Below are 25,033 nucleotides of genomic sequence, written 5' to 3'. Positions count from 1 at the left end.
GTGATGGAAGCGAGCAATCCCCAAACGACCATGGCGAGCGCCGATCTGGGCGCGCTGCAACGCCCATCGTATTTCCGTCGCCTAGGCTGGTTTGACTGGCTGTTTGCTGCAATGCTGGCGGCCGGGGCTGGTTATGCCTTCTCCCGCTATGGCGCTTATATGGATGGCTACGAGCGCGGCATTCTCGTCGCCGCCGTGCCCGCCTTCGCATGGCTGGGCTGGACATGGAAGCCGGTGCGCGTGCTGATGATCGGCATCGCCGTGTTGGCGCTGTTCGGTATTTCGCAGTACGCCGGCGCCAATGGCCCGGATCTCGCCCGGGCTGAACACGCCTTCTTCCTCAAGTATTTCCTTGCGAGCCAGTCGGCCATCCTGTGGATGAGCGCACTGATCTTCCTGTCCACGCTGTTTTTCTGGACGGGTTTTCTGCTGCGCTGGGAAGCGGGTGGATCGATCGGCAGCAAGCTGTGCTGGGCGGCCGTGGTGCTCGGCCTGACCGGCATGCTGGTGCGGTGGTATGAGTCGTACCTGGTGGGCGCAGACATTGGCCACATCCCCATCTCGAATCTGTACGAGGTGTTCATCCTCTTTACGCTGATCACCTCGCTGTTCTATCTGTACTACGAGCAGCGTTACAAGACGCGCGCGCTGGGGCCGTTCGTGATGCTGGTGGTGTCGGCAGCGGTGGGTTTTCTGCTGTGGTACACGGTGTCGCGCAGCGCGCAGGAGATCCAGCCGCTGGTGCCGGCTCTGCAAAGCTGGTGGATGAAGATCCACGTACCGGCCAATTTCATCGGTTACGGCACGTTCGCGCTGTCGGCTATGGTGGGCGCGGCTTATCTGCTGAAGGAGCGCGGCGTGCTCGCCGATCGCCTTCCGTCGCTCGAAGTGCTGGACGACGTGATGTACAAGGCCATCACCGTCGGGTTTGCGTTCTTCACCATCGCCACGATTCTCGGTGCGCTGTGGGCGGCTGACGCCTGGGGCGGCTACTGGAGCTGGGATCCGAAGGAAACCTGGGCGCTGATCGTTTGGCTGAACTACGCGGCGTGGCTGCACATGCGCCTGATGAAGGGCCTGCGTGGCCGCATGGCGGCCTGGTGGGCGCTGATTGGCCTGTTGGTGACGACGTTCGCCTTCCTGGGCGTGAACATGTTCCTCTCAGGCCTGCACAGCTACGGCGAGCTGTAAGCCGTCAGTCACAAAAAAATCTCGGCGGACTGGAATAAAGACGCGCCTAGCGTGTTTACTGCTCAGTGAGGGCGCGATCGGCGCGCCCCTCCATCCCAGGAGAACAAGATGAGCCAGTCCGCAGCTTCCCAGAAGTTGTTCAATCCGCGCGCCGCATTGGCCGGCGCCGCGCTGCTTGCCGCATTCGGTTTGGCAGGCTGCAGCGGCATGGGTATGGGCATGGGCGGGTCGTCCACGCCATCGGCCGTCAAGGTGACCAATGGCACGCTTACGGATCAGCACGGCATGGCGCTCTACACGTTCGACCGTGACGCCACGGCCGGCAAGAGTGCCTGCAACGGCAAGTGCGCCGAGAACTGGCCGCCGCTGGCTGCCAATGACGCCGACAAGCCGTCCGGCGATTACACCATCATCACGCGCGACGACGGCAAGAAACAGTGGGCCTATCGCGGCAAGCCGCTCTACCTCTGGACCAAGGACAAGATGCCCGGTGATCAGACCGGAGACGGCTTCATGAACGTTTGGCACATCGCCAAGCCGTAAGCCCCCCGCCTTCGCTCGCGCCCACATGTCCGACCTGGCCAGCCGGCTGATCGCACTTACGCCACGCCTGCGCCGACACGCGCGCGGCCTGATGCGGGATGCCAGCCGTGCCGATGATCTTGTCCAGGACACGCTGGAACGCGCCTGGCGTTATCGCTGGCGGTTCCAGCTACGGCCCAGGCTTGGGCCGATCGGGCAGATTGGCGCAAAGGGCGAGGGCGACGGGTTGTTTGCCTGGCTGCTCACCATCATGCATCGGCTGCACCTGAACGCCGTGCGCCGGCCCGATCGGATCGAGCTGAGCGACTCACCTCCCGAGATCCCCGTCGACGACGACCCCGGTTTGCGCCGAGACTTGCTGCGTGCGCTGGCGACGCTGCCCGAAGACCAGCGGGCGGTACTGCTGCTCGTCGGTCTGGAGCAGTTCGCCTACAAGGAAGCCGCCGACGTGCTGGGCGTGCCGGTGGGCACGGTGATGTCGCGGCTGTCGCGGGCGCGTGAGCGGATGCGCGTGGCGCTGGATGGCTCGCCCGCTGTGTCCCGTGCATCGGCGGTGTCTGGCGACGGGAGCAGCGCAGCGCTGCACCGCGTGAAGTGAGGCTCGCCATGTCCTCCAATTCCATTCATATCGACGAACTTCACGCCTATGCTGACGGCCGCCTGCCTGCGCCGCGGCGCGCCGTCGTGGAGGCTTATCTTGCTGCGCACCCGCACGCAGCCGCCGAGGTCGCGGGCTGGCGCAGGACGGACGCGCAATTGCACCACGCGCTCGATCCGCTGCTCAACGAACCGGTGCCGCAGCGCCGCATTCCGGCGGCAATCTTGGCGGCAGCACGTCGCCCGACGGCCGGCGGCTTCGGCGCGATGCGCGGCTGGAGTGTGGTGGCGTTGAGCGTCGCCTGCCTGGCCATTGGCTCGGGTGCCGGTTGGCTCGGCCGAGGTGCCGTCGAGCGCACCATGCCCATGCAACGTTTCGCGAACGATGCACTTGTATCGCACGTCGTCTTTTCTCCCGAGTCCAAACACATGGTGGAGGTGCCGGCCGGCGAAGAGGCGCATCTCGTCACATGGTTGTCGCGGCGGCTTGATGCGCAGTTGCGTATTCCAGACCTGACGTCGCTCGGCTACCGGCTCATCGGCGGGCGCCAGACGGTCGTGGCGGATGCGCCGACGGCCATGCTGATGTACGAGGGGCCGGGCGGCACGCGGATCTCCGTGCAGTTACGGCGCATGCCGAACAATCGCGATACCGGTTTCCGGCTAGAGACGCTCGCGCCCGACAACCGCGTGCTGCAGGCGATTCATCCTGCGGTGGATCACCCGCCACCGATGGCGTTCTATTGGGCGGATCGCGGTCTGGGGTTTGCGGTCGCCGGCCCGCTGGCGCGGACGCAGTTGCTGGAAGTGGCCCAGGTGGTCTATCGGCAGTACAGCGAATTCACCGGGCCTGCGCCCCGCAAGGAATAGCACTAACTTTTTTTTCCCGCACGCTGTCAGGTTGGCGGCGCGGGCACGACCAACGCACATGGGACAGCGCTCCCGCACAACGAGGACCACGAATCATGTTGATCAAGACTGACCGCTGGCTGCGTGGCGACGACATCCCCGCCAGCGAGATCACGCCGCAGCACATCTTCGAGCAGCGCCGTCGCTTTTTGGCCGCTGCCGCCATGGGCGCTGCCGGCGCAACGCTGGCGCCGTGGGCCTCACGCGAGGCCTTTGCCGCCAACCCGTCGCTAGCCAAGCTGGCCGGCAAGCCGAATCCTGCGTACACGACCGTGGAGAAAGCGACCCCGTACGACCAGGTCACCACGTACAACAACTTCTACGAGTTCGGCACCGACAAGGCCGACCCGGCGCGCTATGCCGGCACGCTGCGCCCGCACCCCTGGCAAGTCAGCGTGGAGGGCTTGGTGAAGACGCCCAAAACCTACGACCTGGACGACCTGATGAAGCTCGCGCCGATGGAAGAGCGCGTCTACCGCCTGCGTTGCGTCGAGGGCTGGTCGATGGTGATTCCGTGGGTGGGCTTTCCGCTGGCCGAGCTGATCAAGCGGGTGGAGCCCCAGGGCGGCGCCAAGTACATCCAATTCATCTCGCTGGCCGACAAGCGCCAGATGCCCGGCATCAGCAGCCCCGTGCTGGAGTGGCCGTACAGCGAAGGCCTGCGCCTGGACGAGGCGATGCATCCCTTGGCGCTCCTCACCTTCGGGCTCTACGGCCAGGTGCTGCCGAATCAGAACGGTGCGCCCGTGCGCGTGATCGTGCCGTGGAAGTACGGCTTCAAGAGCGCCAAGTCCATCGTCAAGATCCGGTTTGTCGACAAGCAGCCGCCGACGAGTTGGAACATTGCTGCGGCCAACGAATATGGCTTCTATTCCAATGTGAACCCGACCGTGGACCACCCGCGATGGAGCCAGGCCACCGAGCGCCGCATCGGCGAAGACAAGGGCGGCTTTGGCGGCCTCTTCGCACCCAAGCGCAAGACGCTGATGTTCAACGGCTATGAGCAGGTCGCGCCGCTGTACGCGGGTATGGACCTGCGCAAGAACTTCTGAGGCCGACATGACACTGCTGCCGCCGATGTTGCCGTCCAAGCAGTTGCGTGTGGTGAAGGCGATCGCGTGGGTGGTCGCGCTCGTGCCCTTCCTGCGCATCGTCTTCCTGGGCGCGACGGACCAGTTCGGGCCGAACCCGCTGGAGTTCGTCACGCGCTCGACCGGCACATGGACGCTGGTGCTGCTGTGCTGCACGCTGGCCATCACGCCGCTGCGCCGCATCACGAGCATGAACTGGCTGATCCGGCTTCGCCGCATGCTCGGGCTGTACACGTTCTTTTACGGATCAATCCATTTCCTGATCTGGTTGCTGGTCGATCGCGGGCTCGACCCAGCGTCGATGCTCAAGGACATCGTCAAGCGGCCCTTCATTACCGTGGGCTTTGCGGCGTTCGTGCTGATGATTCCCCTGGCCGCCACGTCGACCAACGCGATGGTGCGCAGGCTTGGCGGCAAGCGTTGGCAGTGGCTGCACCGGCTTGTCTATGTGACCGGCGTGCTCGGCATCTTGCACTACTGGTGGCACAAGGCCGGCAAGCACGACTTTGCCGAGGTGTCGATCTACGCCGCGGTGATGGCCGTGCTGTTGGGGCTGCGGGTGTGGTGGGCTTGGCGCTCGCCACGCAGTGCGATGGCCGGAGGCGCGATGCCGGCGCGCGATTGACACTGGTCGCGCCCATGAAAAAAGCCGACGTTTGCGCGTCGGCTTTTTCTTTGCGATGCAGGCTTACGCCGGGAACAGGTGCTCGCCGCGGATCAGGTCTTCAAAGCACTCGCGCTCGCGTGCGAGGTGCATCTTGTCGCCGTCGACGATGACTTCGGCGGCGCGATTGCGTGTGTTGTAGTTGGAACTCATCGTGAAGCCGTACGCGCCGGCTGACAGGATCGCCAGCACGTCGCCGGGCTGCACCGCCAGCGAACGGTCGCGGCCGAGCCAGTCCCCGGATTCGCACACCGGGCCCACGACGTCGTAGACCACCGGCGCGCTCTGGCCTTCGCGCACCGGCACGATGTGGTGATACGCCTCGTACATCGCGGGGCGGGCGAGATCATTCATGGCCGCATCGACGATGCAGAAGTTTTTGCTCGCGCCTGGCTTGAGGTATTCGACGCGCGTGAGCAGCAGGCCCGCGTTGCCGACCAACGAGCGGCCCGGCTCGAACAGCACGGTGCGATCGCCAAAGCCGCGCTGCTCGACGCGGTCCAACAGCGTGCGCGCGAAGGCTGTGATGTCCGGCGGCGTCTCGTCTGTGTAAGTGATGCCTAGGCCACCGCCCACATCAATGTGTGCGAGGCGAATGCCCTCGGTGTCGAGCTGCGTCACCACGTCGAGCACCTTGTCCAGCGCATCCAAATACGGCGACACCTCGGTGATCTGCGAGCCGATATGGCAGTCGATGCCGACCACGCGCAGGTTCGGCATCGCAGCCGCCGCGCGGTAGGTCGGCAGCACTTCGTCAAACGCCACGCCGAACTTGTTGCCCTTCAGGCCCGTCGAGATGTACGGGTGCGTCTTGGCGTCGACGTCCGGGTTGATGCGCAGCGACACGGGCGCGACCTTGCCCATCGAGGCGGCCACGTCGTTCAGGCGGTGCAGCTCGGGAATCGACTCCACGTTGAAGCACGCCACGCCGACCTCCAGCGCGAAGCGCATTTCGTCTGCGCTCTTGCCTACGCCCGAGAACACCACCTTCGCGGCCGGCGCACCGGCGGCCAGCACGCGCTTGAGTTCGCCGGCGGACACAATGTCAAAGCCGGCGCCAAGCTGCGCGAACACCTGCAGCACGGCCAGGTTCGAGTTGGCTTTCATGGCGTACTGCACATGCGCGTTGCGACCTTCGCATGCGGCGGCGTAGGCCCGATAGTTGGCCGTGAGCGCGGCGCGCGAGTACACGTAGGTGGGCGTGCCGAACTGCGCGGCAATCGCGTCCAGCGCGACGCCTTCGATCATCAGCGCGCCTTCCTGGCGGATCAGGGACTCGGACATGAGTGGGAACATTCTGGGCGCAGCCCTGGATTAGGGCGGCGCCGGTTGAGCAAAAAAGACGGTATCAGCGGTTCGCGGGTACCGCGCTGGCGGCATCGGCGGCTGCGGGTTTGGCGCCCGGCACCGGGGGCTGCGGCACGGCGTTCGGGCCGGCGATGCCAGGGTCGGTGGTTTGCGGCGCGGTTGGCGCCGGCGGCACCTTGGGCATGTACAGCGGCCCGCGAATCCCGCAGCCGGATAGGCCTGCGACCGTCAGGGTCAGGCCGACAGTGGCTACAATGGCGGCGGTTCGTATCATCGGATGATGGTGCAGAAAGGATGCCCCAGGGGTCAGGCCCTTGCGGCGATCGGAGTCATATGGGACGAGGCGCCTGCTGGTCAGGACGGGCCGGAAAGGGCCGCCACGCAACGTCCGCGCAAGATTTTGGAGTGTAGCATGCCCCCCCTGAGCGAATCGGAGTTCCTGGCGCTGGCTGAAGCGGAACTCACCCGCATCGAAAGCATTGTCGAAACGGCTGCAGAGGAGGCCGATGCCGACATCGAGATCAACCGTGCCGGCAACGTGCTCACGCTTGAATTCGACGATGGCTCCAAGATCATCATCAACAGCCAGGCGCCGATGCAGGAACTGTGGGTGGCTGCGCGTGCCGGCGGTTTCCACTTCCGCCGTGGTGACGACGGCCGCTGGGTCGACACGCGCAGCAAGGAAGAGCTGTACGTCGCGCTGTCACGCTATGTCAGCCAGCAAAGCGATGTGGATGTGACATTGGCCGCCGGTTGAGCTCAACGTTCTTGTCGGATGCCAAAAGAAAAGCCGCCCCGAAAGGCGGCTTTTTCATTGGCCATCGGCGCGAGCATCAGTTGCCGCGGAACATGTCGAGAATCTTCTGCTTCTCCTGTTCCTGCGTCGGCGCCAGATTGACGCCTGGCTGCGGCTGGTCGCCGGCCGGTGCGGATGCTCCCGGCATGGCATCACCCAGGCCGACCGAAGCGACGCCCTGACCGTTGGCGTATTCCTCGTAGGCCCAGTCGCCGGCCATCTGCACGACGCCTTCGGGCGGCTGACGCTCGGTCTGCGGTTCACCCTTGAGCGCGTAGCTCATGTAGTTGATCCAGATCGGCAAGGCCAGGCCACCACCGGTTTCGCGATCGCCCAGGCTGCGCGGGTTGTCGTAGCCCATCCAGGCCACGCCGACCACCTTGGGCGTGTAGCCGCAGAACCAGGCGTCGAACGAGTCGTTGGTGGTGCCGGTCTTGCCGGCCATGTCGTTGCGGCCCAGCTTGACCTTGGCCTGGTAGCCCGTGCCGCCAGACACAACGCTGCGCAGCAGCGAATCCATGATGAAGTCGTTGCGCGGGTCGATCACGCGCACAGCGTCCTTGCCGGCGGTCATTGGATGGCTCTGCTGCACGACCGTGCCGCGCGCATCCACCACGCGGTCGATGATGTACGGGTTCACGCGGTAGCCGCCGTTGGCGAACACCGAGTAGCCGCTCGCCATCTGCAGCATCGTCACCGAGCCTGCGCCCAACGCCATCGGCAGGTAGGCCGGGTGCCGATCGGCGTCGAACCCGAAGCGCGTGATGTACTGCTGCGCGTACTGCGTACCGATCGCCCGCAGGATGCGCACCGACACGAGGTTCTTCGACTTCTGCAGCGCGCGGCGCATCGTCATCGGGCCGTCGTAGCCGCCGCCGTAGTTCTTCGGCTCCCACACTTGGCCACCGGTGTCGCCGGTCGGGATGGAGAGCGGCGCGTCGTTGATGACCGTGGACGGCGAGAAGCCCTTGTCCACCGCCGCCGAATAGATGAACGGCTTGAAGCTCGAACCCGGCTGGCGCCAGGCCTGCGTGACGTGGTTGAACTTGCTGCGGTTGAAATCGAAGCCGCCGACCATCGAATAGATCGCGCCCGTCTGCGGGTCAAGGGAGATGAAGCCCGAGGCGACTTCCGGCAACTGGGTGATCGACCACTTCTGCGTCTTCGTGTCCTGAATCACACGGATCACCGCACCCGGGCGCAGCTTGATCTTCGGCTGCGCGTTGCTCGACAGCGCGGCTTGCGCAAAGCGCAGGCCGTCGCCCGCCAGGTCGATCGTCTCACCGGTCAGCATCGTCGCGCGCACCAGCTTGGGCGTCACGCTCACCACCACGGCCGATTGCAGATCGTCGCTGTTCGGATGTTCGAGCAGGGCGTCGTCGATCGCCTGTTCGCGCTCTTCGGCATCGGAGGGCAGATCGATGAATGCTTCCGGGCCGCGATAGCCATGACGGCGCTCGTAGTCGAGAATGCCGCGGCGCACGGATTGATACGCGACGTCCTGGTCGGCCTTGCGCAGCGTTGTGTAGACATTCAGGCCGCGCGTGTACGTTTCTTCACGGTATTGCGCGTACATGAGCTGACGCACCATTTCGGCGACGTACTCGGCGTGCACGTCAAACTCATGGCCTTCGCCACGGACCGGCAGTTGCTCGTTGATGGCCTGGGTGTACTGCTCCGGCGTGATGTAGTGCAGGTCGCGCATGCGCTGCAGGATGTATTCCTGACGCACCTTGGCGCGCTTCGGGTTCACCACCGGGTTGTACGCCGACGGCGCCTTGGGCAGGCCGGCCAGCATGGCCGCTTCGGCCAGGGTGATGTCCTTGATGTTCTTGCCGAAGTAGATCTGCTCGGCGCTGGCAAAGCCGTACGCGCGCTGACCCAGGTAAATCTGGTTCATGTACAGCTCGAGGATCTGATCCTTTGTCAGGCTCGCCTCGATCTTGTACGAGAGCAGCATCTCGTAGATCTTGCGCGTGTACGTTTTCTCGCTCGACAGGAAGAAGTTGCGCGCCACCTGCATCGTGATGGTCGACGCGCCTTGCGACAGGCCGCCGTGCAGGTTCGCCAGGCCCGCGCGCAGCACGCCGATGAAGTCGACACCGCCGTGCTCGTAGAAGCGGTCATCCTCGATGGCCAGCACCGCGCGCTTCATCACCTCGGGCATCTGCGTGATCGGCACGAAGCTGCGGCGCTCCTCCCCGAATTCCCCGATGAGGACGTTGTCGGCGGTGTACACGCGCAGCGGAATCTTCGGGCGGTAATCGGTGATCGCGTCGAGCGACGGGAGGTTGGGCGCGGCGACGAGCAGGGCATAGCCCAGCAGCAGCGCTCCGACGACCCCCATGGCAACGAACAGGCCGAGCATCCAGAGAAGCAGTCGCACCCACAACGGGCGGCGGGCTTTGGGCGGCTTGGGCGAAGCTGGGGTGGTTTGGGCAGTAGCCATTACAGGTGGGCACCGGGGGTGTCAGTCAGCGTGGCGGCGATTATATCGTCGAGGCTTCAAGGGTCTGACGGCATCGGACGTAACAGCACGTAACCAGTGTCACCTCAGCGCACGAGACTGCACTTGTGCGCCGCGTCATGCTCACTGAGCGCGCGAATTGTGCGCCCGCCGTACCTTGATTCAAGACGGCTAAGAATCAGCCGATAGAAGTAGACGGAGCGGAAATCAAGTCAGACGAAAGGGGTATCCCCCGACCGTGGGGTTTTGACAACGCTTTCCGAAGGGCGTGGCGCGAAATGCATCGCGGTCTGCCTGAGCGTTTGCCTGTTCTAAAGGATTTTGTGAGAATCCAGCAGCAAATCTAAGCAGGCTATGGCGCACGTTGGATTTGCGACGGGCGCCAGGGTTCAAAAAACTATAAACGGTGGGGTGTCTCTGTGCGACGGGGTTTGTTGTCCGGCCTGCTGCGCCGCAATATCGTCGGGATAGATATCGGGTCTTCCAGCGTCAAGGTGGTGGAGTTGTCCGCCAACGGCAAGCAGGGGGATTTCCGTCTCGAAAAATGCGCCAGCGAGCTGATTGAACGCAGTGCCGTCGCCGACGGCAATCTGGTGAATATCGATGCGGTGGGCAATGCGCTCAAGCGTGCCATCGCCAAGGCGGGCATTCGCGGCAAGGAAGCCGTGCTTGCCATTCCCGCAAGCCTGACGGAATCGCAAACCGTCAGCCTGCCCGACAACCTGACCGAAGACGAGCTTTTCGTGCAGGTCGAGAGCGAAGCCAATCGGCTGTTTCCGCCCTCGCAGAACGTCAATTTCGACTATGTCGTGATCGGCCCGTCCGAAACCGAAGGCGGGATCGGCGTGCGTGTCACGGCAACGGTTTCCGAGCGCGTGACCGAGCGCGTGACCGCCGCCGAGATGGCCGGTCTGAAAGCGATCGTCATGGATGTGGAAGAGAACGCCATCCAGCGCGCCATGACGCACATGCTGGCCGTCAAGCCGGACGCCACCGAAACCGAGACGCGCGACATGCCCGTCGTGGCGATGTTCCACCTGGGCGGGGCGCGCTCGCACGCACTGTTCTACCAAGGCTGGAAGGAGTTGTATGACCAGCCGATGTCCGGCTCGGGCGACCAGCTCACGCAAAGCATCTCGCGTCTGTTCTCACTCGATCTGCTCAAGGCCGAGGTGAAGAAGCGCAAGAACACGTTGCCCGACGAATACCGTAGCCAGCTGCTCAAGCCCTCGCTCGAGACGCTGGCCATGGAAGTGGGGCAGGCGATCCAGAATTTCCTGTCGACTTCGAGCGTCGGCCGCGTGGACGAGATCGTGCTCTCGGGCGGTCACGCATCGTTGCTGGGCGTGCAGACCGCGATCCAGCAACAGACGCAGATCAATACGACGCTGGCCAATCCGTTCGCCAACATGGGCGCGGCCAAGAACGTCAACGCGCGCTATCTGCAGCGCGATCTGCCGGCCTACATCGTCAGCGCGGGCCTTGCCCTGCGCGGGCTGCAATAAGGAGCTGACGATGGCCAATGAAAGCGCGAATGCCGTGAATGCGCTCCCGAACGTCAATCTGCTGCCGTATCACGCAGAGCGACGTGCCGGTAAGCGCAAGAAAGTCTTCATGAGCCTGGGCGGCGCTGCCGTTGCGGGCGCAGTGGTGGTGTTCCTGGGCGGCATGGTGATCGATCACCAGACCGAAGAGGCGCAACGCATCAACGACATCCTCACGCAGAAGAACGCGGAGATGGACAAGCAGATCGCCGAGGTCAACACCCTCAAGAAGGACATCGACGACCTGCTGCAACGTCAGCAAGCGGTGGAAAGCCTGCAGAACCAACGCAACCGCCCGGTGCAGTTGCTCGAAGAACTGGTGCGCCAGGTGCCGGACGGCATCTATCTCACCTCGCTCAAGCAGGATGGCGAGCGTTACACCGTATCGGGTGTGGCCCAGTCCAACGAACGCGTGTCGGACCTGCTGCGCAACCTAGGTGCGGTGCCCTGGCTGGATCACGCCGAGCTGGGTGAATCGGTGGCCACCACCATGACCAACAACCTGAAGGAACAGCGCCGTCTGTTCAACTTCACGATCCGCTTCCAATGGAAGGCCGAGCCGGCAGCGCCGGCCAAGCCGGGTGCGGCCACGGCGAGGAAATAACCATGGCGCTCTCGACCGAAATTTCGCTGGAAGACCTGGTCAGCCAGTTCCGTGGCCTGAACCTGAATGAGCCGGAAACGTGGCCGATGGCGCCGCGCATCCTGTTCATGATTCTGTCCGCCGTGCTGGTCATCGGACTGGGTTGGCAGTTCTATTGGAGCGGCAAGTTTGACGAGCGGGACGCCAAGCGCACCGAGCAGAGCAACCTCAAGTCGGCATACCAGAGCAAGCTCGCGCAGGTGGTGAACCTCGAAGCGCTGCGCAAGCAGAAGGCCGAGGTGGAGCAGCGTGTCGCGAAGCTCGAGCTGCAATTGCCCAACAAGACCGAAATGGATGCGCTGCTGGCCGACGTCAACCATGCCGGTATCGCGCGTGGCCTGACTTTCGACCTGTTCCGTCCCGCTGCCGCCGTACTCAAGCCTTACTACGCCGAGATCCCGGTGGCCGTGAAGGTCAATGGCCGCTATCACGACATGGCGCTGTTCGCTGCAGACGTGGCGGCGCTGTCACGCATCGTCACGCTGCAGAACATCTCGCTGACGGGTACCAAGGATGGCGGCATGGTGATGGAAACCCGCGCTGAGGCCTACCGGGCGCTCGACGCCGACGAGCAGGCGGCTCAGCGCAAGGCGAATGCCGCCGCCAAGGGAGGCGCCAAATGAGGGGCCGCACCATGAGCCGTCGCCGCATGTCGCACGTTCTGCGTCTGTCGCCCCTGTGCCTGGCCGTCGTGCTGACGGCCTGCGGCGCGAGCGAAGACGATGAATTGCAGCAATGGATGCAGCAAGCGCGCCAGAGCGTCAGTACGACCGTGCCGCCGCTGCCCGAACCCAAGCCTTACGCGCCGCGCGAATACACGACCACCAAGCAGACTGATCCGTTCAGCGTGCAGAAGGTGGCAGAACTATCGCGCGCGCAGAACGAATCGCCGGAACCGAATCGCCGTCGCGAGCCGCTGGAAGACTATCCGCTGGAAGCCTTCAAGCTGGTCGGGACGATGAAGCGCAATGGCGAGACGGAAGCCGTCCTGTCTGTCGGGGACAAGACGCAGCATGTGCATGTGGGGCAGTACATCGGACAAAACTATGGTCGCATCGTCCGCATCGGAGACCAGGAACTCACCCTGCGTGAGCTGGTGCGCGAAGGCACGACCGAATGGAAAGAAAAAATGACGACCCTGAAAGTTCAGGAGAGCGCGCAATGACGATGCGTCTTGTGAAGGGCGGCCTGTCGCAGGCAACCCGAGTGGCCCGGGGGGGCGCGGTGGCATGGCTTTCGCTGTGCCTGTTCATGATGGCCGGTCAGGCTGTCGCTCAGCAGGCAGCGCCTGCGGCGGCAGTCTCCGGCAACACGATCGAAAAGGTGGAGCAGGCTTCGGCCGGTGAATCCACTGTGGTGACGGTCACGCTCAAGAACGCGCCGGCCCAAAAGCCGGTGGAGTTCAGCACGCAGCAGCCCGCGCGCATCGCCATCGACTTCTTCGGCGCGACCTTTGCGCAAGGCCGAGCCAACTACCAATACGGCGGCAAGCTGCTGCGTTCGGCGAACGTCGTGCAGATCGGCGATCGCACCCGCGTCGTGCTCGATTTGTCGCGCCAGACGCAGTACAAGTCCGAAGTGCGCGGTAACCAGTACGTACTGACGCTGGAAGCCGCACCGGTGGCAGCGGCTGTCTCGGCGCCGACCTTCTCGGCTCCGACACCCGCTGCAGGTGCTGAGCGTCCGGCCGTGCGCAACGTTGATTTCCGCCGCGGCGAGGACCTCGCCGGCCGCGTGGTGGTCGATTTGTCGACTGCCAACTCGGCGATCAACATCGCGCAGCAAGGTCAGAACCTCGTGGTCGACTTCGTCGGTGCGACGCTGCCGCAGTCGCTGCGTCGCCGCTATGACGTGAGCGATTTCGGTACGCCCGTGCAGGCCATGCGCGCTACCGACAACGGCACTGGCGCACGCCTGATCATCGAGCCGCGCGGTAACTGGCAGTACAGCTCGTACCAGACCGACACGCAGTTCGTCGTGGAAGTGCGCCCCACCAAGGAAGACCCGAACAAGCTGATTTCCGGCCCGGGTTACCGTGGCGAGCGCCTGTCGCTGAACTTCCAGAACATCGATGTGCGTTCGTTGCTGCAAGTCTTCGCCGACTTCACGAACCTCAACATCGTGACCAGCGACAGCGTGACGGGCACCCTTTCGCTGCGTCTGAAGGATGTGCCCTGGGATCAGGCACTGCAGATCGTGCTGGATTCGAAGGGCTTGGCGTCGCGCCGCAACGGCAACGTGCTGTGGGTTGCCCCGCGCGGTGAGCTGGCCACGAAGGAGAAGGCTGAGCTTGAGTCGCAGCAGCAAGTGACCGAGCTGGAGCCGTTGCGCAGCCAGGTGTTCCGCCTGAACTACCAAAGCGCCGGGGACGTGCGCAACATGCTGCTGGGTACCGGGGCGGCAGGTGGTGCGGCTGGTGCTGCTGGTGGCGCCGCGACTTCACGGATTCTGTCCAAGCGAGGCTCGCTCACGGCGGATACGCGTACGAATCAGCTGTTCGTCTCGGACATCCCGAGCAAGCTCGAAGAGGTGCAGGCCTTCCTCCAGAAAATCGACATCCCCGTTCGCCAGGTGATGATCGAAGCGCGCATCGTTGAGGCTGACGACACGTTCAGTCGCAACCTGGGTGCCAAACTGGGCTTCGCGTCAAAGACGAATGGCGCGGGTTACGGCAACACCTACACCAACGTGGTTTCGCCGGTTACGCAGGGTGCCACGTGGGACAACAGCCCGGCGCTCAGCTTCCCCGCTAACGGCATTAATGGTGTGAACGCAGCCAGCGTTGCCGTGAGCCTGTTCAACGCCGGTGCCGGCCGTTTCCTCGCACTGGAGCTGTCCGCGCTGGAAGCTGACGGCCGCGGCAAGATCGTCTCTAGCCCGCGCGTGGTCACTGCCGACAACATCAAGGCACTGATCGAGCAGGGTACTGAGATTCCGTACCAGCAGGCGACCTCTTCCGGTGCGACTTCGGTGCAGTTCAAGAAGGCCAACCTGAAGCTGGAAGTGACGCCCAAGATCACGCCCGACGGCAACATCTTCCTGGATGTGGACGTCAACAAGGACAGCGTGGGTATCCAAACGACCAACGGCTTTGCCATCGACACCAAGCACGTACAAACGCAGGTGCTGGTCGAGAACGGCGGCACGGTCGTGATCGGCGGTATCTACACGCAGAACGAGCGGACCGACATCAACAAGGTGCCGCTGCTGGGTGACATTCCGGTGCTGGGCAACCTGTTCAAGAGCACGAACAAGATCAACAACCGCACCGAGCTCCTCGTCTTCCTGACGCCGCGAGTGCTGTCCGATCAACTGTCGCTGAAGTAATCGGCGGTAACGTCGCGATCTGAAAGCCCGGCCTCCTGCGTGGAGCGCCGGGCTTTTTTGTGTCCTGCCCCCGGGTTTGTGCAGGATGGTGACCAAATGCCACTACAATCAAGCTCAAATTCCTGATTTCACGCGATTTTGTCTGTTTCCAACGTTTTTTTCGTCGGCTTGATGGGCGCGGGCAAGACCACGGTCGGCCGGGCGGTGGCGCGCCGGCTTGATCTGCCGTTCTTCGACTCCGACCATGAGATCGAAGCGCGCTGCGGCGTGCGTGTGCCGGTCATTTTCGAGCACGAGGGCGAAGTGGGCTTCCGTGATCGCGAAACCCACATGATCGACGAACTCACCTCGCGCGATGGCGTGGTCCTCGCCACCGGCGGCGGCGCCGTCCTCCGGCCCGAGAATCGCGCTTTCCTGCGCGAGCGAGGCACCGTGATCTACCTGCGCGCCAATCCGCATGACCTGTATCTGCGCACGCGTCACGACAAGAACCGGCCACTTCTGCAGACCGAGAACCCGCGTGCCAAGCTTGAAGAACTGCATGCGATCCGTGATCCGCTATACCGTGACGTGGCGCACTTTGTCATCGAAACGGGCAAGCCCACCGTGGCGCAGCTTGTTAATATGGTGCTGATGCAACTGGAGGTGGCCGGCATTGTGGCGCCGCCGGCGGGCACCTCCACCTCCTCGCAAGTCTCCCCTCAGTCATGATTACCGTTGATGTTGACCTTGGCGATCGCGCCTATCCGATCCATATCGGCTCTGGGCTACTTTCCAAGGCCGAGTTGTTTGACCCACACATTCGCGGCGCGCGTGCCGTGATCGTCACCAACGAGACCGTCGCTCCGCTCTATGCAGCCAAGGTCGAGGAGGCCATTCGTTCGCTCGGCAAGGCTGTCGACACCGTCGTGCTGCCCGATGGCGAATCGTTCAAGAAGTGGGACACGCTCAACCGCATCTTTGATGCGCTGTTGACGGCGGGCGCAGACCGCAAGACCACGCTGATCGCGCTGGGCGGCGGCGTGATCGGCGACATGACCGGTTTTGCCGCTGCCTGCTACATGCGCGGCGTGCCCTTCATCCAGGTGCCGACGACGCTGCTGTCGCAGGTCGATTCCTCGGTGGGCGGCAAGACGGGCATCAACCACCCGCTGGGCAAGAACATGATCGGCGCGTTCCACCAGCCGCAGGCGGTGCTGGCCGATATCGATACGCTGCGCACCTTGCCCGCGCGTGAACTGGCTGCCGGCATGGCCGAGGTCATCAAGCACGGCGCAATTGCCGATGCCGATTACTTCGCCTGGATCGAGCAGAACATCAAGGGCCTCAACGATTGCGATACCGACCTGATGGCCGAAGCCGTGCAGGGCTCGGTCCGTATCAAGGCGGCTGTCGTGGCGCAGGACGAACGCGAGACCGGGCTGCGAGCCACGCTCAATTTCGGCCATACCTTCGGCCACGCCATCGAGGCCGGCCTGGGCTACGGCGAATGGCTGCACGGCGAGGCCGTCGGCTGCGGCATGGTGATGGCGGCGGACTTGTCGCATCGCCTGGGCTTTATCGACATCGATACGCGCAACCGAATCACTGCGCTCACGCGTGCGGCCGACCTACCGACGGTGGCGCCGGACCTGGGCGTCGATCGCTTCATCGAGCTGATGCGCGTCGACAAGAAAGCCGAAGCGGGCGAGATCAAGTTCGTGTTGCTGCGCAAGCTGGGCCAGGCGTTTGTGACCACGGTGCCCGATGCCGACTTGCGCGCCACCTTGCAGCACGCCGTGCTGCGACCACCGACCGAAGCGCCCGTCGCCTGAGACAAGATGAGATGGCCTGATGAACGACCGATTTGATTTGCCGGCCGCCCCGTTCGATCTCGATGGTCATCTCGCCCCCTACGCCGCGCATTCTGCGCAGACGCGCGGCCGCGTCCACGCCGAGCCGCCATCCACGTCGCGCACTGAGTTCCAGCGTGACCGCGATCGCATCATCCACAGCACCGCGTTCCGCCGGCTTGAATACAAGACGCAGGTCTTTGTGAATCACGAAGGCGATCTGTTCCGGACCAGGCTCACACACAGCCTGGAGGTCGCGCAGATTGGCCGGTCGATTGCGCGTAGCCTGCGTCTGAATGAAGACCTGGTCGAAGCGGTTTCGCTGGCACACGACCTGGGCCACACGCCCTTCGGCCACGCTGGCCAGGACGCGCTCAACGATTGCATGAAGCCGTATGGCGGCTTCGAACACAACCTGCAGAGCTTGTTGGTCGTCGATCGGCTGGAAGAGCGCTACGGTGGATTCGATGGCTTGAACCTGACGTTCGAAACGCGCGAGGGCATTCTCAAACATTGCTCGCGAAATAACGCGGCCACGCTGGGTGACCTGGGCCGGCGCTTTCTCGAAGGGCAACAGCCTTCTTTGGAAGCACAGCTGGCCAATCTTGCCGATGAGGTTGCATACAACAACCATGATATCGACGACGGCCTGCGCTCCGGCCTGATTACGCTGGAGCAACTCGAAGGCGTGCCGCTGTGGGCCATTCACCGGCGCGAAGCCGAGGCCGCGTTCCCGAATGTCAGCGGCCGGCGCCTGATCAACGAAACCATTCGCCGCATCATCAACGCGCTGATCGTCGATCTGATCGGCACCACGCGTGCCGGCATTGCCGACGTTGCGCCGCGATGTATCGACGATGTGCGCGCCGCGCCAGCGCTCGTCGCGTTCTCAGATCCGATGCGCGAAGAGGCGCGCGCGCTCAAGCGCTTCCTGTTCGACAACCTGTATCGGCATTACCTCGTGATGCGCATGGCCGCGAAGGCGCGCCGCATCATCGACGATCTGTTCCGCGTCTTCATGGACGACCCGCGCCTGCTGCCGCCGCAGTACCAAGCGAAAGCCACCCCCGAAGAGCAGCCGCGCTGGATTGCGCATTACATCGCTGGCATGACGGATCGCTACGCCATCAAGGAGCACCGCCGCATCTTTGCCGTGGATGCGGTTTGACTAACGGCAGTAACGGTCGAGCCGCTATCCGATCGCCTGGCTCCCAAGCGATCTGAAACCAGGTCAAAAGCAAACGCCCAAAAAAAATGCCCGGCCGCCCCAACGCATGCCGGGCCGAACGCGCCAACCACCGCCGACGAGCGCCCCCGCCGTCGACGGCCCCTGCGGCACGTCGGTAAAAGTCGATCAGGACAGTGTCAGTTCGCTGATCGTCCTCCCTTAAAAGCGATAACCCAGGCCGACGCCCAGCAGCCATGGGTCAACCTTGACCTTGCTGATGGTCTGGCCGGCCATCTTCACGTCGGCGCTGATCCAGGTCTTCTTCAGGTCGACGTTGAAGTAGAGGCGTTCGGTCAGGCGATAGTCGAAGCCGGCCTGCAGCGCGGGGCCGAAGCTGTTCTTGCTGAGGTCCAGCGAGCCAACGCCCGGCACCTGCAGATTCACATTCGAGATGCGCGTGTAGTTGACGCCCGCACCCACGTACGGCTTGAAGCGCGACTCGGGCGTGAAGTGGTATTGCATCGTCAGGATGGGGGGCAAGTGGCGGAAGCTGCCGATCTTGGTCGGGCCGCCCAGCGCGCTTTGCATGACCGTGACGTCCTGTTGTTGCGGGTAAGTCAGGATCAGCTCGGCCGCGAGGTGCGGCGTAAAGAAGTACGAGATGTCCAGCTCAGGCAGGACCTTGTTGTTGATCTGAATGGCATCAGCCGGAATGGCTAGTGCGGGCACCGCGTCGGATTTGTTGGCGGCTGTCAGGTTGACGGCGCGCAGACGCACCATCCAGTTGCCGGTGGCCGGCGCCAAATCCGTGCTCTGCGCAAAGGCGGTCTGGCTGAATCCGGCGGCAAGCATTCCGGCGGCAACAGCTACGGTGGCTAGGCGGTGAAAAGCCATGAATCGCTCCCTCTCGTGTCGTCTCGTGATGTGATGGGAGCCAGTCTCGCGGGGAAGTCGCTTGGCCGATTTGCTCGGGATCAAGTTCACCCCGTCGTCGATGACGCGTACGGCCGCCAATTTGACGGCACGCAAACTCTGCCGTCGCCCCTCGACGACAGTCGGGATGCAAGCGTTTGCCCACCGAAAATTGGGGACAGGTTCGCCGGCTTCACGCTACGATGGCGCTTTTCGCCGCACTGTCTTTTCCATGGCCCGCCTGCCTCGCCTCAGTCCCACCGATGTCCCTGTGCACGTGTTGCAGCGCGGCAACAATCGCCAGGTCGTTTTTCGCGGTGACGACGACTACGCGTTTTATCTCGATACGTTGCGCATGGCCGCGCGCGAGCACGACTTTGCCGTCCATGGCTTCTCACTGATGCCGAATCACGTCCACCTGGTGGGAACGCCCAAGGTGGCGGACAGCCTTTCGCGCACGCTGCAGGCGGTCGGGCGGCGCTATACGCGGTACTTCAACGCCGCGGCCGATCGCAGCGGAACGCTGTGGGAAGGGCGTTTCCGCTCGACCGTGCTGGACCCGGCCGAATGGGTGTTGCCGATGCTGCTGTATGTGGAGTCCAACGCCGTGCGCGCGGGTCTCGTTAGCACGCCGGAAGACGACCGATGGAGCACGTATCGGCACCATGTGGGCATCCAATCCATCCCGTGGGTGAGTGACCACTATTGCTATTGGCGGCTTGGTAATACGCCTTTCGAGCGCCAATCTCGCTATCGAACGTTGTGGCATGAAGGTTTGGGCTCAGATCAGCTGGCGCAGATTCGCCAGCATGTGCACAGCGGTTGGCCGCTTGGCAGCGAGGCGTTTCTCGCAACACTGGCGCGCGCCGGAGGCCGCCGCGTTGCCCCATTGCCCAAAGGGCGACCGCCTCGCCCACCCGCAGAGGCGGTCGTGGAGGGCGGCGTGCGTACCGAATAGCGAGGTGGCGGCGCCGTCGTGCCCAGGTGCTTCGATGCGGACGAATTTAATCTGTCCCCAATAATAAACCCGCACTGTTGTCGTGCATTTATTAATTTACTCCGACCCCATTTAAAAACTTTTGCCTGTTACAGGCTGCTCTTTTATATTCGTTCCACCCCGCATTCATGGTGCGGCGCGCCATTGCCTGTCTGCCACCGCATCCGCACGATCGCGAGGGCCTTCCACGGTGCGCAGTACCCACAACCTCGGAAGATCGCCGTGGAACAACATTCCTTCCCCGCCGCACCGTCGGCCCAGGGTCTGTACGACCCGACCAATGAACATGACGCTTGCGGCGTCGGCTTTGTCGCTCACATCAAGGGCAAGAAGAGCCACGAGATCGTCCAGCAAGGCTTGCGCATCCTGCACAACCTCGACCACCGGGGCGCCGTCGGTGCCGATCCGCTGATGGGCGACGGCGCGGGCATCCTGCTGCAGATTCCCGACCAGTTCTTCCGCGAAGAGATGGCGAAGCAGGGCATCAACCTGCCGCCGGCGGGCGAATACGGCGTCGGCATGATCTTCCTGCCGAAGGAACACGCGTCGCGCCTGGCCTGCGAACAAGAACTTGAGCGCACCGTGCGTCTGGAAGGCCAGGTCGTGCTGGGCTGGCGCGATGTCCCGGTCGACAAGACCATGCCGATGTCGCCCACGGTGCAGAAGACCGAGCCGGTGATCCGCCAGATCTTCATCGGGCGCGGCCGCGACATCATGACCACCGATGCGCTGGAGCGGAAGCTGTACGTGATCCGCAAGACCGCCAGCCACGCCATCCAGGCGCTCAAGCTCAAGCACGGCAAGGAATACTTCGTGCCGTCGATGTCGGCGCGCACGATCGTCTACAAGGGCCTGCTGCTGTGCGAACAGGTCGGCCGCTACTACCAGGACCTGGCAGACCCGCGCACGGTGTCGGCGCTGGCGCTGGTGCACCAGCGTTTTTCGACCAACACGTTCCCCGCATGGGAACTGGCGCACCCATACCGCATGGTTGCGCACAACGGCGAAATCAACACCGTCAAGGGCAACGTCAACTGGATCAACGCGCGTACGGGCGGCATCTCGTCGCCGGTGCTGGGCGATGATCTGCCCAAGCTGTGGCCGCTGATCTATCCGGGTCAATCCGATACGGCATCGTTCGACAACTGCCTCGAACTGCTGACGATGGCCGGCTACCCGCTGGCCCAGGCGATGATGATGATGATTCCGGAAGCGTGGGAACAGCACACGCTGATGGACGACAACCGTCGCGCCTTCTACGAATACCACGCCGCGATGATGGAGCCGTGGGACGGCCCCGCCGCCATCTGCTTTACCGACGGCCGCCAGATCGGCGCGACGCTCGACCGTAACGGCCTGCGTCCGGCGCGCTATTACGTCACCGACGACGATATGGTCGTGATGGCGTCCGAAGCGGGCGTGCTGCCGATTCCCGAGTCGCGCATCGTCAAGAAGTGGCGTCTGCAGCCGGGCAAGATGTTCCTGATCGACATGGAGCAGGGTCGCATCATCGACGACAAGGAACTCAAGGACAACCTGGCGAACGCCAAGCCGTACAAGAGCTGGATCGATGCCGTGCGCATCAAGCTCGACGAGCTGGACGCGAAGCCCGAAGACGTGGCCGCCGAAACCAAGCCGGCCGCGAAGCTGCTGGATCGTCAGCAGGCTTTCGCCTACACGCAGGAAGACGTCAAGTTCCTGATGACCCCGATGGCCGCCAACGGCGAAGAAGCCGCGGGCTCCATGGGCAACGACAGCCCGCTGGCCGTGCTGTCGTCCAAGAACAAGACGCTGTACAACTACTTCAAGCAACTGTTCGCGCAGGTCACGAACCCGCCGATCGACCCCATCCGCGAAAACGTGGTGATGTCGCTCGTCTCGTTCATCGGCCCGAAGCCGAACCTGCTGGAGCTGAACAACATCAACCCGCCGATGCGTCTTGAAGTGAGCCAGCCCGTGCTGGACTTCAAGGACATGGCGAAGATCCGCAACATCGAGCACTACACCGGCGGCAAGTTCATGGCTTACGAGCTGGACATCTGCTATCCGGTGGCGTGGGGCAAGGAAGGCATCGAAGCGCGCCTGGCCTCGCTGTGCGCAGAGGCCGTCGATGCGGTCAAGTCGGGCTACAACATCCTGATCGTGTCGGACCGCGCGGTCGACGAGAAGCAGGCCGCGATTCCGGCGCTGCTGGCCACGTCTGCCATCCACCATCACCTGGTGGACAAGGGTCTGCGCACGAGCACGGGGCTGGTCGTCGAAACGGGCTCGGCCCGCGAAGTGCACCACTTCGCCCTGCTGGCCGGCTATGGCGCAGAAGCCGTGCACCCTTATCTGGCGATGGAGACGCTGGCCGAATTGGCGCCGGGCCTGGGCCTGACCGCCGAGAAAGCCATCTACAACTTCACCAAGGCGATCGGCAAGGGCCTGCACAAGGTGATGTCCAAGATGGGCATCTCGACGTACATGTCGTACACCGGCGCGCAGATCTTCGAAGCGATCGGTCTGTCGCGTGAACTGGTCGACAAGTACTTCCAGGGCACCGCATCGAACGTCGGCGGCATTGGCATCTTCGAGGTGGCCGAGGAAGCGCTGCGCCTGCACCGCGACGCCTTTGGCGATGCGCCGGTGCTGGCCAACATGCTGGACGCCGGCGGCGAATACGCCTACCGTGTCCGAGGCGAAGAGCACATGTGGACGCCGGATTCGATCGCCAAGCTGCAACATGCGACGCGCGCGAATTCGTACCAGACGTACAAGGAATACGCGAACCTCATCAACGATCAGAGCAAGCGCCACATGACGCTGCGCGGTCTGTTCGAGTTCAAGGTGGACCCGGCACGCGCGATTCCGCTGGAGGAAGTCGAACCGGCCAAGGAGATCGTCAAGCGCTTTGCGACCGGCGCCATGTCGCTCGGCTCGATCAGCACGGAAGCGCACACCACGCTGGCCGTGGCGATGAACCGCATCGGCGGCAAGTCGAACACCGGCGAAGGCGGCGAAGACGAGCGCCGCTACCGCAACGAACTGCGCGGCATTCCCATCAAGCAGGGCACGAAGCTGTCGGACGTGATCGGCCGCGAAGTGGTCGAGCGCGATCTGGAACTGCAAGAAGGCGATTCGCTGCGCTCGAAGATCAAGCAGGTGGCGTCGGGCCGTTTTGGCGTGACGGCCGAGTACCTGGCTTCGGCTGATCAGATCCAGATCAAGATGGCGCAGGGCGCAAAGCCTGGCGAGGGCGGCCAGCTGCCCGGCCACAAGGTGACGGATTACATCGGCAAGCTGCGTTACGCGGTGCCGGGCGTTGGCCTGATCTCGCCGCCGCCGCACCACGACATTTACTCGATCGAAGATCTGGCACAGCTCATTCACGACCTGAAGAACGTGAATCCGCGTTCGGACGTGTCGGTCAAGCTGGTGTCGGAAGTGGGCGTCGGCACGGTGGCAGCAGGCGTTGCCAAGGCCAAGGCCGATCACGTGGTGATCGCCGGCCATGACGGCGGTACCGGTGCCTCGCCGTGGTCGTCGATCAAGCATGCCGGCACGCCGTGGGAGCTGGGTCTGGCCGAGACGCAGCAGACGCTGATGCTCAATGGCCTGCGCAACCGCATCCGCGTGCAAGCCGACGGCCAGATGAAGACCGGCCGTGACGTGGCGATTGGCGCGCTGCTGGGCGCGGACGAGTTTGGCTTCGCCACCGCACCGCTGGTGGTCGAGGGCTGCATCATGATGCGCAAGTGCCACCTGAACACCTGCCCGGTGGGTGTGGCGACGCAGGATCCGGTGCTGCGCAAGAAGTTCTCGGGCAAGCCCGAGCACGTGGTGAACTACTTCTTCTTCGTGGCCGAAGAAGTGCGCGAAATCATGGCGCAACTGGGCATTCGCACGTTCAACGAACTGATCGGCCGCGCGGACCTGCTCGACACGAAGTCCGGCATCGAACACTGGAAGGCCCGCGGCCTGGACTTTGCGCGCATCTTCTACCAGCCGGCCAAGAAGGAAGGTGAGCCGTGCTACCAGGTCGATGTGCAAGACCACGGTCTCGATCGCGCACTGGATCACCAGCTCATCGAGAAGGCCAAGGCTGCGATCGAGAAGGGCGAGCGCGTCTCGTTCATCCAGCCGGTGCGCAACGTCAACCGCACGGTCGGCGCGATGCTGTCGGGCGAGGTCGCCAAGCGCTATGGCCACGAAGGTCTGCCTGATGATTCGATCCACGTGCAGATGCAGGGCACGGCCGGCCAGTCGTTCGGCGCGTTCCTGGCGCACGGCATCACGCTGGATCTGGTGGGCGACGGCAACGACTACGTGGGCAAGGGCCTGTCGGGCGGCCGCGTGATCGTGCGCCCGCCGCACGAGTTCCGCGGTGAGCCGACGTCCAACATCATCGTCGGCAACACCGTGCTGTACGGCGCGCTGGCCGGTGAGGCGTTCTTCAACGGCGTGGCAGGCGAGCGCTTTGCGGTGCGCAACTCCGGCGCCACCACGGTGGTGGAAGGCACGGGCGACCACGGCTGCGAATACATGACCGGCGGCACGGTCGTCGTGCTCGGCGCTACCGGCCGCAACTTCGCGGCAGGCATGTCGGGCGGCGTGGCCTACGTCTATGACGAAGACGGCCTGTTCGACAAGCGCTGCAACACGGCGCAGGTCGCACTGGAATCCGTGCTGTCGGCGGCCGACCAGGAGAAGGCGCACACGCCGTCGACCTGGCACAAGGTGAACGGCGAGCGCGTGCTCGACGAGCAACTGCTGAAGGCGCTGGTGGAAAAGCACTTCCGCTACACCGGCTCCGAGCGTGCCAAGGAACTGCTGGCCGACTGGAACAACGCGCGCCGCCGCTTCGTCAAGGTCTTCCCGACCGAGTACAAGCGTGCGCTGGCCGAGATGTACGAACGCGAACAGGAAGCCGGCCGCGAGCAGATCGCTGCCTGATTCCAATCGACTGGGCGAATGGCTGATCTGCTGATCGGCCGTTCGCCACCACCGAATACAACGCAACCTCACAAGACAGGCTCGACTGCCTGGCTAGCACGACTGTGCC

21 protein-coding genes are annotated in these 25,033 nt (G+C 63.7%); 17 read left to right on the top strand and 4 right to left on the bottom strand.

What is annotated here, in order from left to right; translation table 11 throughout:
• The first annotated feature begins 3 nt into the window (after positions 1–3).
• From ccsB to msrQ, 6 genes are all read left to right on the top strand, one after another.
• On the top strand, positions 4–1,191 hold the full coding sequence (gene ccsB, locus ACU8YE_RS18250) for a c-type cytochrome biogenesis protein CcsB (RefSeq protein WP_092975806.1): 1,188 nt from the start codon (positions 4–6) through the stop codon (positions 1,189–1,191).
• Between the two features lie 108 nt (positions 1,192–1,299).
• A complete protein-coding gene (locus ACU8YE_RS18245; RefSeq protein ID WP_316881415.1) occupies positions 1,300–1,734 on the top strand; it encodes a COG4315 family predicted lipoprotein in 435 nt (144 codons plus the stop codon).
• 25 nt (positions 1,735–1,759) lie between these two features.
• A complete protein-coding gene (locus ACU8YE_RS18240; RefSeq protein ID WP_446929304.1) occupies positions 1,760–2,332 on the top strand; it encodes an RNA polymerase sigma factor in 573 nt (190 codons plus the stop codon).
• Positions 2,333–2,340: 8 nt separating this feature from the next.
• A complete protein-coding gene (locus ACU8YE_RS18235) occupies positions 2,341–3,201 on the top strand; it encodes an anti-sigma factor family protein (RefSeq protein ID WP_260804333.1) in 861 nt (286 codons plus the stop codon).
• A 95-nt stretch (positions 3,202–3,296) separates the two neighbouring features.
• Positions 3,297–4,292 carry a protein-methionine-sulfoxide reductase catalytic subunit MsrP gene (gene msrP, locus ACU8YE_RS18230; RefSeq protein WP_446929303.1) on the top strand — a complete coding sequence of 332 codons (996 nt, stop codon included), beginning with the start codon at positions 3,297–3,299 and terminating at the stop codon, positions 4,290–4,292.
• Positions 4,293–4,299: 7 nt separating this feature from the next.
• On the top strand, positions 4,300–4,956 hold the full coding sequence (gene msrQ / locus ACU8YE_RS18225) for a protein-methionine-sulfoxide reductase heme-binding subunit MsrQ (protein ID WP_440840268.1): 657 nt from the start codon (positions 4,300–4,302) through the stop codon (positions 4,954–4,956).
• A gap of 63 nt (positions 4,957–5,019) precedes the next feature.
• Here msrQ and lysA read toward each other — a convergent pair whose 3' ends face one another.
• Entirely contained in the window at positions 5,020–6,279 is a 1,260-nt protein-coding gene (gene lysA, locus ACU8YE_RS18220; protein WP_440840269.1) for a diaminopimelate decarboxylase, read from the bottom strand.
• Positions 6,280–6,343: 64 nt separating this feature from the next.
• Positions 6,344–6,577: an LPS translocon maturation chaperone LptM gene (lptM, locus tag ACU8YE_RS18215; protein ID WP_004634541.1), complete on the bottom strand. Its 234-nt coding sequence runs from the start codon at positions 6,575–6,577 to the stop codon at positions 6,344–6,346.
• A 138-nt stretch (positions 6,578–6,715) separates the two neighbouring features.
• Here lptM and cyaY point away from each other — a divergent pair, with 138 nt between their 5' ends.
• Positions 6,716–7,060: an iron donor protein CyaY gene (cyaY, locus tag ACU8YE_RS18210; RefSeq protein WP_414561162.1), complete on the top strand. Its 345-nt coding sequence runs from the start codon at positions 6,716–6,718 to the stop codon at positions 7,058–7,060.
• 76 nt (positions 7,061–7,136) lie between these two features.
• Here cyaY and ACU8YE_RS18205 read toward each other — a convergent pair whose 3' ends face one another.
• Positions 7,137–9,548 carry a penicillin-binding protein 1A gene (locus tag ACU8YE_RS18205; RefSeq protein ID WP_260804091.1) on the bottom strand — a complete coding sequence of 804 codons (2,412 nt, stop codon included), beginning with the start codon at positions 9,546–9,548 and terminating at the stop codon, positions 7,137–7,139.
• Between the two features lie 452 nt (positions 9,549–10,000).
• Between ACU8YE_RS18205 and pilM the strand changes: the two genes are divergently transcribed.
• The 8 genes from pilM (at position 10,001) to ACU8YE_RS18165 (ending at position 18,080) form a co-directional block, all read left to right on the top strand.
• Positions 10,001–11,071 (top strand): pilus assembly protein PilM, encoded by a 1,071-nt coding sequence (gene pilM, locus ACU8YE_RS18200; RefSeq protein ID WP_316871539.1) that lies wholly within the window; start codon positions 10,001–10,003, stop codon positions 11,069–11,071.
• Positions 11,072–11,081: 10 nt separating this feature from the next.
• Positions 11,082–11,714, top strand: a complete 633-nt coding sequence (locus ACU8YE_RS18195) for a PilN domain-containing protein (protein WP_232041182.1) — start codon at positions 11,082–11,084, stop codon at positions 11,712–11,714.
• Between the two features lie 2 nt (positions 11,715–11,716).
• On the top strand, positions 11,717–12,376 hold the full coding sequence (gene pilO / locus ACU8YE_RS18190; RefSeq protein ID WP_260804092.1) for a type IV pilus inner membrane component PilO: 660 nt from the start codon (positions 11,717–11,719) through the stop codon (positions 12,374–12,376).
• Positions 12,373–12,918, top strand: coding sequence for a pilus assembly protein PilP (locus ACU8YE_RS18185; RefSeq protein ID WP_045203028.1), 546 nt, complete (start codon positions 12,373–12,375; stop codon positions 12,916–12,918). Before pilO ends, ACU8YE_RS18185 begins: the two co-directional genes overlap by 4 nt.
• 2 nt (positions 12,919–12,920) lie before the next feature.
• Positions 12,921–15,080 (top strand): temperature dependent type IV pilus secretin PilQ, encoded by a 2,160-nt coding sequence (pilQ, locus tag ACU8YE_RS18180; protein WP_446929315.1) that lies wholly within the window; start codon positions 12,921–12,923, stop codon positions 15,078–15,080.
• A 138-nt stretch (positions 15,081–15,218) separates the two neighbouring features.
• Positions 15,219–15,791 carry a shikimate kinase gene (locus tag ACU8YE_RS18175; protein WP_316871541.1) on the top strand — a complete coding sequence of 191 codons (573 nt, stop codon included), beginning with the start codon at positions 15,219–15,221 and terminating at the stop codon, positions 15,789–15,791.
• Positions 15,788–16,894: a 3-dehydroquinate synthase gene (gene aroB, locus ACU8YE_RS18170; protein ID WP_446929302.1), complete on the top strand. Its 1,107-nt coding sequence runs from the start codon at positions 15,788–15,790 to the stop codon at positions 16,892–16,894. Before ACU8YE_RS18175 ends, aroB begins: the two co-directional genes overlap by 4 nt.
• Positions 16,895–16,913: 19 nt before the next feature.
• Positions 16,914–18,080 (top strand): deoxyguanosinetriphosphate triphosphohydrolase, encoded by a 1,167-nt coding sequence (locus ACU8YE_RS18165; protein ID WP_446929301.1) that lies wholly within the window; start codon positions 16,914–16,916, stop codon positions 18,078–18,080.
• A gap of 219 nt (positions 18,081–18,299) precedes the next feature.
• Here the strand turns inward: ACU8YE_RS18165 and ACU8YE_RS18160 are convergent, their stop codons facing one another.
• Entirely contained in the window at positions 18,300–18,974 is a 675-nt protein-coding gene (locus tag ACU8YE_RS18160; protein ID WP_446929300.1) for an OmpW/AlkL family protein, read from the bottom strand.
• A 250-nt stretch (positions 18,975–19,224) separates the two neighbouring features.
• Between ACU8YE_RS18160 and ACU8YE_RS18155 the strand changes: the two genes are divergently transcribed.
• Positions 19,225–19,950: a transposase gene (locus ACU8YE_RS18155; RefSeq protein ID WP_260804142.1), complete on the top strand. Its 726-nt coding sequence runs from the start codon at positions 19,225–19,227 to the stop codon at positions 19,948–19,950.
• Positions 19,951–20,211: 261 nt separating this feature from the next.
• Entirely contained in the window at positions 20,212–24,924 is a 4,713-nt protein-coding gene (locus tag ACU8YE_RS18150; protein WP_446929299.1) for a glutamate synthase-related protein, read from the top strand.
• The last annotated feature ends 109 nt before the right edge of the window (positions 24,925–25,033 follow it).

It is taken from the genome of Ralstonia sp. VS2407 (genome assembly GCF_052950655.1).
The sequence above is the reverse complement of the archived record's forward strand: the minus strand, read 5'-3'. Positions and strand labels throughout refer to the sequence as shown.